This window comes from Paenibacillus sp. J31R122 (genome assembly GCF_056269185.1).
The window spans coordinates 386,348-398,042 of the sequence record NZ_JBWDNM010000002.1; the positions used below are offsets into that span (position 1 = coordinate 386,348).

The following is an 11,695-nucleotide window of genomic DNA, read 5'->3' on the forward strand; positions in this document are numbered from 1 at the left end:
TGTACTTCTCTTCTCATCTGAGGGAAGAGTATTAACTTGATAAAGAAAGGCTGTAGGAATTAATTGAAACTAAATATTTTATTATTAAATCCCAACATGACAGGCTTGCCTTTGCAGGTCTGTTTTTTTACATATGTGTTAAAGCAAAAGAGAAAGTACTAAAGGACATTAATGTCTCAAAATGGATATTTTTAAATTTGTCACTTTTAAGTTTAGTTTATAGCTCTTTCGAGTCATTAGGATAAAAGTAAGTATTTGTTAGAATAGAAATATAAAATTTTGAAAGTAGGTGAAAAATTGCTAGAAAAGGCGATAAAGATAGCTGCGATATGGGTGTTACTCGGTTGTCTAGTAGCTTGCTCGACCTCTCCACAGGAAACAATCGACCCCGCGGCTATCGATGCGACTTTAACGACGGTGCCTGAGATTCCAAAAGCAGGTTCGCCAATTAAGCTGAAGGCGGATTTTACTGGAGGCGAGCTTTCCAAATCTACAGATATGGTGTTTGAGATTCGAGTAAATGGGGAGCCGGAATTGTTGGATGCTGTTAAAGAGGGACAAAATGCATTTAACGGAACGTACACATTTCCGAAATCAGGTACATATGAAGTGTACTTGCATCTGAATACTGACGATTTCCATCTAACGAAAAAGAAACAGGTGGAGGTGCAATGAAGGCATCGCAGAAATTCATGATAGCGTTGTTGCTGGCAGTAATACTCATGATAAGTGGCGCAGGTCTCGTAATTGCTGATGAGTTGACGAGCCCCTTGCAGAAACTTATAAATGAGGCGAAGGCAGGTGACACACTGCTGATTCCAGCAGGGAATTATGATGGTCCGATCATCATTGATAAGACGCTACGATTGGAGGCGAGTCCGAATGCGGTGGTTATAGTTAAAAATATAACCCAAAAACCTGCTGTACAAATTAAGGCTAATGACGTTACTTTATTTGGATTGACTATCTTAGACGAGACGATCAAGAAGCAACCTGCCGTTCTTGTCCTGGCGGATGGTGTAATGTTGGATCATTTGCAAATTCGTACCGGCTCATTTGGAATTAAGATGAGGAAAGCTAACAATGGTGAGGTCCGAAGCTCAAGTATTGAATGGGCAGGTGTAATCAAGAATCGTCCAGTTAAGCTATCCGACAAAGGAAACGGAATCGATTTGTATGAATCGAGCGGAAATCGTTTCAACGGAAATACCATTTCTTCTATGCATGATGGGATTTATATGGAGAACAGCGACAACAATTTGATTGAGGATAATCATTTTGAACTGCTGCGTTACGGTGTTCATTGCATGTATACAAAGGGGACGATTATACGCAATAACTTCGGAAATCTGAACATTACCGGTGCAATGATTATGGCAGTTCGCGATGTTGAGGTTTCAGGAAACCAATTCACTAAGCAAAGTGAAAGTGTTAACTCACAAGGCATTTTATTGTTTGATGCGCATCAATCAAACATTCGCAACAACCACGTGGAGGGAAATCGTGTAGGACTCTACGTGGAGCAATCTACGCAAAACAACATAGAAGGCAATGCGGTTATTGGTAATTTTATCGGAATCCAGCTTCTTGATGCCGAAAAAAACATCATGACTGATAATCAGTTTATTGGCAATGTTGCGAATGCTGAAGCAAGAAATAGTGTCGGTAATATACTGGACGGAAACTATTGGGATTCCTTTCAAGGGATTGATACGGATGGAGATGGAAAAAGTGAAACTGCGTATGCGATCAATCCTTTTTTTCAAAGTCTAGTTAAAGCAAGACCGGGCTTTCAATTATTTTTCCAGTCACCGGGTATGGTTTTTCTAGAAGATCTCTATCAGTCGGAGAGACAATCATGGTCGACGGATGCATCGCCTCTGATGAAACCGACAGGGGAAATGAGTTTTATTTTACCAACGCAAACGTTATTGCATTCTGCTTTAGTTGGCGCCGGACTACTAAGTCTGGCCTATTATCTAATTTATTTGGGGGTAAGAAGAAGATGAAAACGAAACGATTTGGTGCAGGGGTATTTATGGTCGTTATTTTACTGCTGGCAAGCGCATGCGGGGCTAAGGAATACAAGCCGCAAGCAATTAATGAAGAAACCGATAAGTGTGTCATTTGCAACATGGCGGTGAAGGATGATCCTTACGCTACTCAAATTATTACGACAGATGGCCAATCCTTGAAGTTTGACGATATTGGCTGCATGAATAAGTGGAAAGTCCAAAATGGTTCCGAAGCGGTAGGAGCTGAGTTTGTCAGAGATCATAATAGCGGCGATTGGATTAAATATGAGAAGGCATTCTACGCATACGATTCTGCATACATTACACCAATGGCTTATGGCGTTATCGCCTTCGAGGATAAAGCTTCCGCACAGGTCTACATCGATGAGCAAGGAAAGGGAAAATTACTTAGTTCTGAAGAGCTTGCTGAACATAAATGGGAAGTTAACCGTGATATGATGGACATGGAAAACATGGAAAAGCACAATGAAAACAAGCATTCAGACGATAGTAAAGAAGAGATGGACATGGGTCATGGAACAGAAGGTAAAAACTCGTGATTCAGACGATGCATATTGCAATAAGGGAAGTGAGAATAGGGTTTCGTAATCCGTGGGCCTATTCTTTCATGGGACTTTTTGCATTATTCATGCTTTGCTTGTTATTAATTAATGCGCAAGGCTATGTTCAAGGCTACTCAGGCATTACCGGAACAACTCTCAATTTGATCTTGTATTTATTGCCCTTGATGTCTTTGCTACTCGGATCGTTTTCATTGACTGCAGAGAAGGAGGACGGGAGCTGGGAGCTATTGTCCGTTTATCCCATCAGCACATGGTCCTTCATCATAGGAAAATATATAGGGCTGGTTATTGTACTGCTTGTTATTGTTTCCGTAGGTTTTGGAGTTGCTGGCATGCTAGGTTTAGTTGCAGGATATGGATTTGGACTTCAGACCTACTTGCAGCTACTAGCCTTTTCCTTCAGCGTTGCCTTATTTTTTCTGGCGATTGCTCTGCTGGTAGGCACACTGGCCAAAAATCGGTGGCAAGCGTTAACGATCGCTGTTGCGATATGGTTTTTTGCAATTATCGGCTGGCCGCCATTGCTTATTGCAGCATTAGGCTTCATGCCGCATCCAATTATCAAGCCAGCGGTTACTATGCTTACGTTTCTTAATCCGGCAGAGCTCTCAAGGCTTTTTACTGTAGTTAAGCTGGGCGGAGGAGCTATTCTAGGTCCGGAATATTATGAATGGATAAAATGGATCAGAAAGCCAGCAGGCAGCTTTGTATACCTTGGCACGGCTATAGTATGGATAGCAAGCGTCATTGCAACTGCACAGCTAATTTGGGAAAGGAGGCGTTCACGTGCCTGATCCTATTGTGAAGCTTGAAGGCGTAAAAAAGTCAATGAAGAAGCAGGTAGTCATTAATTCACTTGATCTGCAGGTTGATCAAGGTCAAATTTTGGCTTTGTGCGGGGGAAACGGAGCAGGAAAGAGTACGATTCTGAGAATGATTGCAGGTATTTCTCATCCTGAAAGCGGCAGCATAACCGTTGGGGGGGTGCGCTGGAAGGATGATCGTAAGCGTTATGCCGAGCTTATAGGCTACATGCCCGACGATTTTCGTTTCACTCAAGGATTAACCGCTTATGAAACGCTCGCTTTCTGGGCAGCCCTTCGGGGGATACCGAAGCTTAGAGCAAAGGAAGTGCTGAGGGAAGTCGGCCTTGAGGACACAGGGAAGAAATCAGTAACCTCCTTCTCCAAAGGAATGCGGCAGCGCGTATTGTTTGCGCAAGCATTATTAGCTAGACCACCGATTATTTTAATGGATGAACCGACAAATGGCCTCGATCCATACTGGATAGAAACGTTTGTACGGATTGTGAAAGAAACTGCAGCAAACGGGCAAACCGTCATATTCTCCACCCATCAGCTACATATTGCAGAGGCGCTTGCAGACCGAATTGCCTTGCTTAGGGGAGGTCATATCGAACTTGAAGGAACATCAGCCGATATTCGAGATCAATTAGGCACTAGCGGATTGCAGGATGCATTCGCTGAGTGGTTTGGTTTAACGGGAAACCTTAACGGATTCTAATGGTTATCAAAATATTTAAACAAATCCCCCGATTGGAGCAGATCGGGGGATTTGTTATTTCAATAATTTAATGATGTCCGCTTTCTGTGGGAGCAGGGGCTGGAGATCGGTGACATCGGCAATTACCACCATCCGAAACAGATCTTAAAGCTGTCCTTGTAACATTTGAAACCAAAGCTCCGTCTAATAGTCAAAGGAGATGAGGAGCATGCGTATACAGAAGGGAGTTCTTATTCTCGCTTTGCTGTGCACAATGACGCTGTTAGCATCATGCGGCTTTGGAGACAACTCAGACTCTGGTGATTCACCCGAGAATCAGGAGTCCGGTCAAGATCTGGAGACAGCTTTCAAATTAGTAGATAAAGGTAAAGTCATCAGCAAAGATGGGAATCGTTGGTTAATTACGACATTTGTTGAAAAAAATGAAGACTCCTATATCGATGCATTCTGGTTCACAATTAACGAGCAAACGACACTTCAAAATAACGATGGGCAGACAATATCGCCCGAGGACGTAGCAATCGGAACAGAAATGGAAGCTTGGAGTTCAGGATCTATTCTGGAGTCATATCCGGGACAAACAAAAGCCGCTAAGTTGATCATGTTCAATGAGTCTGAAGAGGTGACTGATAACAAAATAGGGCAAGCAGCAGCCATTCAAGCTGCTTTGCAAACACTTACCGAGTCATCCTCCGTTAAAGCTATTAAATCCGTCTTGCTGGATGAGGAGGAGGATATTTGGAACGTAGAACTTGTCTATCACGAATCTATGGATCAACCGATCATCGTTCATGTGGATGCACGTACCGGACATATTGTTCAAGTTCCAGTTGCTGAGAACGATGCTTTCCGCTTATTTTCTCCATCGCCGGGGACGGAAGCCAATCCTAACTTTACAGTTGAAGGAGAGGCTCGCGTATTCGAAGCAGCATTTAGCTGGCAGTTGGAGGATGGACATAATATATTAGCGGAAGGACATGAGATGGCCGAAGTTGGTGCACCTGAATGGGGACATTTCAAATTTGATGTAAGCTATGAAAAGGCATCACAGCCGAACATGATGTTGATCCTATTCGTTCATAGCGCCAAAGATGGAAGTATAGAGAATCAATTGATTATACCTTTAAAGGTACCTGAGAAGTATATAAGCTACAATATAGAGTGAAATATAACTCTATCAGCACATGTGGACATCCGTCTCTGAATGATGGTATGTCCATTTTTTTATTGTTCGACTACCCAATTTCGGCAATATCCGCAACTAGGCTTGACATGTTCTTGTCTTTTAAAGATAGATGTCCAAGTCATCATCCGACAATGTGTGTAAAGGATAGTAGTGTCGTATGACAAGAATATGAAGCAGTCGGGTTGCCGCAGAATATCATTTCGCACTCTTCCTATGAGGAGGAGAAGGAATGCAATAAATAGAGAGAGGTGTATAAAAAGATGACGATCTCCGTCCATCAGTTTAATTCGGATGATTTGCACCGTTTAAAGCAGGTAAGCTACAAAGTCTGGTTGTCCTATAAATACAACAAGGATTTTCACCATCAAAAGATGAACTGTGTGTTCAGTGAAGAAGGGGAATTGCTCGCTGTCGGATATTTGCGGCGCGGTATAGGTGATGATCACGACACCTTAGAAGTGATGCTAGTGGTAGCCGATAAAGTAGCAGTGCCTGTTTCAGAAATCAGGAAGGCGCTATATCCATCCTTACTAGCAATGGCCCAAGAGCTTAGGGACCCGTTGAAGCCAACTAAGCTGGTTGCTTGGGATGATTTTGACGGTGACGGAGAGTTTTACAGGGGTCATGGTTTTGTTTCGTATCAATCTTATTATGTTGCTCAGCGGTCACTTGAAGATCCAATACCCCATGTCGAGCTGCCTGAAGGAATAGAAGTTAGACATTGGCCTATGGAAACGATAAAAGAACGAATTCAGTACACACAGGCAGAGAATCAATTCTATCAAGAGGTGTTATATAGAAGTATTCATATGCTTGAGTGGATGATGGGCGGTCCCTAGCTTTATACGATTTCGGCATTTGCAGGCGATAAGCTGGTGGGCAGTGTGATGACTTGGCAAACGGGGGCTGTCGAACGGCTATTCGTAGTGCCAGGCAAGCAGAACAAGGGGTTGGGCAAATATCTTGCTGCAAAAGCTTTTGAATATCACCTTGCACAAGGCAAAACTCGTGTCGAAACTCTTATAGAGGAAAATAATGTGGAAGGCATAGGTTTCCTTATGGGACTTGGCTATGACTTCTCTGTAAAAATCAATCTTATGGCATTGAACATATAGTTTACTTCTTCAAAAAATTCGACAACACAGGTGAGGATCTCGAGGATCTGATCTCGATTGGGACGATTGGATTGATTAAGGCAATCGAGAGCTTTCAAACGGGAAAAGGGACGAAGCTCGCGACGTTCGCAGCACGTTGTATTGAGAACGAAATACTTATGCACCTTCGGTCTCTGAAGAAGACACGCAAAGACGTATCGCTTCATGATCCGATTGGCACGGATAAGGAAGGCAATGAGATTACGTTGATCGATATCCTCGGCACAGAGGCCGATGATATTGTAGACCGGGTGCAGCTAAAGATTGAAAAATCGAAAATATATAAAAATCTCGACATATTGGATGATAGAGAAAAGGAAGTTGTGATCGGCCGATTCGGTTTGGAGCATGGCGGGGATGAAAGGACGCAGAGGGAAATTGCGAAGGAGCTTGGAATTAGTCGGAGCTATGTGTCCAGGATTGAGAAGCGGGCGTTGATGAAGCTGTATCATGAGTTTTATAAGGCGAAGCGGTAATAAAGACTCGTGCCCTTATATTTAATTTGACCTTATCGCTGGCAGCGATGAGGTCAGGGGTTCCAGTCCGCGTAATGGGTGAATTGGCTTCGGAGGGAAAGCATCAAGTGGAGGAGCACGGCGTCTGAATCTACCGCTAAAAGTCCCCATCGAGTAAGCTTCGTCAGCCTATAATGAGGATTCATTCATTCATCTCATGATGAGTAGACGAGCAAGAGAGAGTCAAATCCCCCTAGGTTTCACCATATTAATAACGCCAAAACTCTTGGGAAACCAAGATTTTTTCTGATTTTAAGGACATGTTCATGTCGTTTGTATTTCAATATCATTTGGGGGCGAACAGTTTTAGCGGAGGGATATTTCCCCAGGGTAACGAACGTTTAACCCCGGCTACCGTTTATTAGACCTACTTAATAAAAGTATGTCAACCAGTAAAAATTGGCTAACCTCGTAATACGACGGGTAACGACCGTGGTACAAGAATACAAATGGATAGTAAATAGCATTTTGAAACCAAGCATCGGTTTTGTGATTTTCTTTATGAATCGATGGTCTTGTTCTACTATGTTGTTTAGGTATTTTGTCTGTCTAACCAAGTTTCTTTTGGCAGGGCTTTTTCATTTATTAATTCTTGTATGGCTGGTGGATATGCCGGGTTTTTATCCAAAGTGATCACTCGTGGTATTTGATTATGAGACGAGGCCAAAGCTTTTATAAATAAACGCTTAGCTGCCGGTATACCTCGATTTTCAGACAGCATAAAATCAATCGTTTTCCCCATCGAATGAAGGCAAAGAAATTTATATCGGTCATATTCTCGTTCATCCAGAGCGATCCATTAAGCCTGTTCGCATGGTGTACCAAGTGACGGAGCGAACGACAGAACCAAACGGACAACTGCTGCTTGTTCCAGGCGTGGAACTCTCGCTCTATTGGACTACACTGGACTGTTAGGAAGAACAGGTCATCGCTCTCTACAAAGATCATGCCGCAAGCGAGCAATTTCACAGTGAAATCAAGTCAGAGTTGGACCTGAAACGCCTTCCCTCCGGCAAATTTGCAACAAATGATCTCATCTTGCATCTGGGGCTGTTTGCTTACAATTTGCTTCGGTCTATCGGTCAGGTCATGATATGTATTATTTTTACGAATCTATATACTTTCTTGTGCGAATCTCTTTAAATCACGAAATAATCCCCATGCTATAATGAAATTGATCTTATAACATCTAATGGAGAACCAAACTCTATGAAATATTACCAAAGAGTACAATCCAAGATTATCACTTACCTCAGGATGATTAGTATCAAGAAACGTCTCGCCATAAGCTTAATGTGCATATGTATCTTATGTAGCTTGAGTGTGGGAGGACTAAGCTATCAAATTTCGTCACAATCATTAAAGAATACGATGGTTGTCACAACCTCTCAAAATCTCTCAACATTGGAGCTTGCGTTGTACAGCCAAATACAAACGTATGATAACCTCATTGATCAAATTGTATACTCTGATCAAATAGAGCAGGTTATACTTAGCGACGCAGCAAATGCTCAACCTGATCAAACAACCGAAAAGCGCTTGATCCATGAGAACATGTCTAAGTTCCTTACATCCAGATACTATCGGCTATTCTATACAAAGGATATTCAAATCTATACGGAGAGTGGGAATTCAGTTTACAGTAGTGGATTTGTAACGATTAAGGATTCATACATAACGAAGATCCATAACAGACTTGCGAACAATACCAGTACCGTATTTTTACCTTATAAAACCATGTCGCGAGACTATATACTGATAGGTAGAAATCTTAACTCCACAACTTCAGAAAAAACTATTGGTTTCATTGTAGTTGCTGTAGATGCGCAATTCTTAATGGATCTGTACAACACTACAATTGTGCAGAATGGCTCAGATATTATAATTGCTAACTCGGACGGAAGTATTCTTTCATCTAGTTCTGCAGAGCATCCATTTGCTCAGCATATGGAGATGGCGGACTATCCAAAAGATAAGAAATCATTCAGTTATAAAACATCGGGAAAAAACGGCAGTTTATTTACCGTTCGCTTATCACTAATACAAGGAATTTATCTCATCTCCCAGACGCCAAATGCTGTTATTGATTCCGAATTATTCACTTTAGGCAAAAATATTTTCCTTATTGTAATTTTGTTAATATTACTATCGCTCATTTTTTCATTATTGATTTACAAAAGTATCGCAGTACCTCTGAATAAACTTGTGGGACATTTATCACGTATACAAAAGACGATCACTAATGAACATACGATTATTGATTCTTCAAGAGATGAGATTGGTTATCTATCGAATACCTTTAACAAGTCTTTACATCAAATTCAGCAACTAATAGATGTGAACAATAAGGAGCAGCAGCAAAAGCATAAATACCAACTTAAGATGCTTCAGGCTCAAATTAACCCACACTTTCTGTTCAATACACTTAATTCTTTGCGATTTGTCGCGATGATGAGTAATGTTCCGCATTTGAGTGAAGGTCTCGGTAGCTTAGGCGCATTGCTGCATAGTAGCATTCTCAACAAAAATGAACTAGTAGATCTAAAATCAGAGCTAGAAAATCTGCAGCATTACGGGGTCATCCAACAAATTCGCTATGGGGACACCTTCGAAATCATTAATAAAGTAGAAGAAGAATTTCTTGAATTAAAAGTTCTTAAACTGCTCTTGCAGCCTATTGTTGAAAATAGCATCCTGCACGGAATAGATTCGGACAGAGGAAAACTAACTATTATCGTTAGTACTTATATAGAAGGAAGCACACTAATTATCAAAATAAGTGATAATGGTAAAGGATACGAGCCGAAAGATAACTTGCAACAAAAGACAGGGTCATTCTCAGGAATAGGGGTAAGCAATGTAAATGAACGTCTGCAATTATTCTTTGGAGATAAATATTGTCTTACCACAAATTCTAACATTAATGTTGGAACAGAGGTCACCTTAACTATGCCAATCATCCATGAAGGGGCTGAAATTAACCATGTATAATGTACTCATTGTAGATGATGAACAGATCGTAAGAGTAGGATTGAGTACTATGATTGATTGGAAAGCACATGGATACCATCTCCTTTCTCCTGCCAAGGATGGGGTAGAAGCTCTTAAGCAAATAGAGTTGAATCACGTTGATATCGTCATTACTGATTTACAAATGCCTGTCATGCACGGTCTCGATTTCATTATGCAATTGAAAGACCACCATCCTCATATACGAATAATTGTACTAAGCAACCATGGGGATTTCGAGACCGTACATCAAGCTATGAATCTTGGGGCTTTTGATATTTTATTAAAGGTCACTATTACTCCTGACAAATTACTTGAGATGATGAATAATGCAGCACTTGCTATACCTAAAAAAAATAATAATATGAGGAGGGAGCCTGACTATAATAGCTCTGCTGAGCAAGTAACTGACCTTATCTTTGACATCTGCTGTAATCAAACCAAGCATGATGCTCTATTTCAGAAGTATAACCAGAATGGTAAAATGAATCAGTTAATATACATTCAGCTTGATTCAGTGCTTATTCTCTCTGACAGAGAAAAGATTCCCAGTTTCACCTTCTTACATAATTCATTATCGATGATGGCGCGCGAAATCTTTTGCTCAATGGATCAGGTCTATTCGATTCAATTAAAACAAGAATCCTATTTGCTCGTTCTTTTCGATCACGGAATGGATCAAGCAACAGTGATGGAGAAATGTAATCAATTGATCACCAATGTAGAACGTTATACCAATCTCTCGCTCTATGCGAATATAAGTAAACATTTTGAGAATAGTGATAGTCTTTATGAGCAGTTCAAATCATGCGTAAATACAGCCCAAATATACTTTTATAACTCAACTTATAAGATTACAAATGCAAACGATGAATTATTTATTTTACCGTTCGATCGACAATTTATAGAGAGTGTGCAAAAGCAAATACGCTTTAGCATACTAGATTATAATTATGGATTAACTCGAGATCTGTTTGAAACGTTATTTAATCATATTGAAGATTTCAAGCCGTGCCCAGATCAAATCAAGAATGATCTAATTGACTTTGCTAGAACGTTACTCCATTCTTTCAACTATCCGCTCAATGATAATTCACAATTTTTGAAATCCTTTCATGCGCTATCTTCATGCTCAACCTTAATCAGCTATAAGACGAAATACTTTGAAATCATTGAAGAGCTACTCAAGTATGTTATACCGCTTCAATCCAACACTTACCGACAAGAAATACGTGAAATTATGGAATACATTAACGTAAACATTACTTCGAAGCTCACATTACCTATAATTGCGAAACGAATAAATATGAGTGAAACCTATGTAAGTCATTTGTTCAAAACCGAAACTGGTATTACGCTGATGAATTATATTAATACTATGAAAATGCAGCAGGCAAAAGAGCTTCTCAAAAAATCATCTATGCTCATTAAAGATGTATCGAATGTGCTTGGTTTCGAAAACCAATTCTATTTTAACAAGACCTTTAAGAAATATTATGGAATTACACCGAGTGCTTTTAAGAACGAATATATTAGCATGCTGCATAAGAACCTAAAATAGAGTGATTCTTCGCATCAATACGGTCACCGCCCTCCTCTTCTGGTGGGCGGTGAATTGTTTAAAAAGAAGCACAATTCATTAAAAATGTCCTCTTGAAGCGAGAGCAACACATTCGCGAAGAGCATCACAAAAAAACACCTCGAAAAA

General features: G+C 40.6%; 11 protein-coding genes and 2 pseudogenes. 12 read left to right on the plus strand and 1 reads right to left on the minus strand.

Annotated elements, in window-relative coordinates:
- Nucleotides 1-297 precede the first annotated feature (297 nt).
- The 9 genes from AC0YN7_RS04900 (at nt 298) to sigK (ending at nt 6,939) form a co-directional block, all read left to right on the plus strand.
- A complete protein-coding gene (locus tag AC0YN7_RS04900) occupies nt 298-675 on the plus strand; it encodes a hypothetical protein (protein WP_475808832.1) in 378 nt (125 codons plus the stop codon).
- On the plus strand, nt 672-2,009 hold the full coding sequence (locus AC0YN7_RS04905; protein ID WP_475808833.1) for a right-handed parallel beta-helix repeat-containing protein: 1,338 nt from the start codon (nt 672-674) through the stop codon (nt 2,007-2,009). Before AC0YN7_RS04900 ends, AC0YN7_RS04905 begins: the two co-directional genes overlap by 4 nt.
- Nucleotides 2,006-2,575 carry a nitrous oxide reductase accessory protein NosL gene (locus AC0YN7_RS04910; protein ID WP_475808834.1) on the plus strand — a complete coding sequence of 190 codons (570 nt, stop codon included), beginning with the start codon at nt 2,006-2,008 and terminating at the stop codon, nt 2,573-2,575. Before AC0YN7_RS04905 ends, AC0YN7_RS04910 begins: the two co-directional genes overlap by 4 nt.
- A gap of 8 nt (nt 2,576-2,583) precedes the next feature.
- Nucleotides 2,584-3,393: an ABC transporter permease gene (locus AC0YN7_RS04915; protein WP_475809111.1), complete on the plus strand. Its 810-nt coding sequence runs from the start codon at nt 2,584-2,586 to the stop codon at nt 3,391-3,393.
- On the plus strand, nt 3,386-4,123 hold the full coding sequence (locus tag AC0YN7_RS04920) for an ABC transporter ATP-binding protein (protein ID WP_475808835.1): 738 nt from the start codon (nt 3,386-3,388) through the stop codon (nt 4,121-4,123). The genes AC0YN7_RS04915 and AC0YN7_RS04920 overlap by 8 nt, the downstream gene beginning before the upstream one ends.
- Before the next feature lie 208 nt (nt 4,124-4,331).
- Nucleotides 4,332-5,288: a Gmad2 immunoglobulin-like domain-containing protein gene (locus AC0YN7_RS04925; protein ID WP_475808836.1), complete on the plus strand. Its 957-nt coding sequence runs from the start codon at nt 4,332-4,334 to the stop codon at nt 5,286-5,288.
- A 281-nt stretch (nt 5,289-5,569) separates the two neighbouring features.
- Nucleotides 5,570-6,148 carry a hypothetical protein gene (locus tag AC0YN7_RS04930; protein WP_475808837.1) on the plus strand — a complete coding sequence of 193 codons (579 nt, stop codon included), beginning with the start codon at nt 5,570-5,572 and terminating at the stop codon, nt 6,146-6,148.
- Between the two features lie 9 nt (nt 6,149-6,157).
- Nucleotides 6,158-6,424: a GNAT family N-acetyltransferase gene (locus AC0YN7_RS04935; protein WP_475809112.1), complete on the plus strand. Its 267-nt coding sequence runs from the start codon at nt 6,158-6,160 to the stop codon at nt 6,422-6,424.
- On the plus strand, nt 6,412-6,939 hold the full coding sequence (gene sigK / locus AC0YN7_RS04940; protein WP_475809113.1) for an RNA polymerase sporulation sigma factor SigK: 528 nt from the start codon (nt 6,412-6,414) through the stop codon (nt 6,937-6,939). The genes AC0YN7_RS04935 and sigK overlap by 13 nt, the downstream gene beginning before the upstream one ends.
- 506 nt (nt 6,940-7,445) lie before the next feature.
- Here sigK and AC0YN7_RS04945 read toward each other — a convergent pair.
- A pseudogene (locus tag AC0YN7_RS04945) lies at nt 7,446-7,723 on the minus strand (DDE-type integrase/transposase/recombinase); the annotation flags it as partial.
- Between the two features lie 65 nt (nt 7,724-7,788).
- Here AC0YN7_RS04945 and AC0YN7_RS04950 point away from each other — a divergent pair.
- The 3 genes and pseudogenes from AC0YN7_RS04950 to AC0YN7_RS04960 all read left to right on the plus strand — a co-directional run.
- Nucleotides 7,789-8,061 (plus strand): annotated as a pseudogene (locus AC0YN7_RS04950) (IS1380 family transposase); the annotation flags it as partial.
- A 126-nt stretch (nt 8,062-8,187) separates the two neighbouring features.
- Nucleotides 8,188-9,969: a sensor histidine kinase gene (locus AC0YN7_RS04955; RefSeq protein ID WP_475808838.1), complete on the plus strand. Its 1,782-nt coding sequence runs from the start codon at nt 8,188-8,190 to the stop codon at nt 9,967-9,969.
- Nucleotides 9,962-11,548: a response regulator gene (locus tag AC0YN7_RS04960; protein ID WP_475808839.1), complete on the plus strand. Its 1,587-nt coding sequence runs from the start codon at nt 9,962-9,964 to the stop codon at nt 11,546-11,548. The genes AC0YN7_RS04955 and AC0YN7_RS04960 overlap by 8 nt, the downstream gene beginning before the upstream one ends.
- The last annotated feature ends 147 nt before the right edge of the window (nt 11,549-11,695 follow it).

Bases quoted from the DNA above. Each gene is read 5' to 3' on its own strand.
- AC0YN7_RS04905 (WP_475808833.1), top strand. From the start codon at position 672: ATGAAGGCATCGCAGAAATTCATGATAGCGTTGTTGCTGGCAGTAATA.
- AC0YN7_RS04955 (WP_475808838.1), top strand. From the start codon at position 8,188: ATGAAATATTACCAAAGAGTACAATCCAAGATTATCACTTACCTCAGG.
- AC0YN7_RS04925 (WP_475808836.1), top strand. From the start codon at position 4,332: ATGCGTATACAGAAGGGAGTTCTTATTCTCGCTTTGCTGTGCACAATG.
- AC0YN7_RS04915 (WP_475809111.1), top strand. From the start codon at position 2,584: ATGCATATTGCAATAAGGGAAGTGAGAATAGGGTTTCGTAATCCGTGG.
- AC0YN7_RS04910 (WP_475808834.1), top strand. From the start codon at position 2,006: ATGAAAACGAAACGATTTGGTGCAGGGGTATTTATGGTCGTTATTTTA.
- AC0YN7_RS04960 (WP_475808839.1), top strand. From the start codon at position 9,962: ATGTATAATGTACTCATTGTAGATGATGAACAGATCGTAAGAGTAGGA.
- AC0YN7_RS04930 (WP_475808837.1), top strand. From the start codon at position 5,570: ATGACGATCTCCGTCCATCAGTTTAATTCGGATGATTTGCACCGTTTA.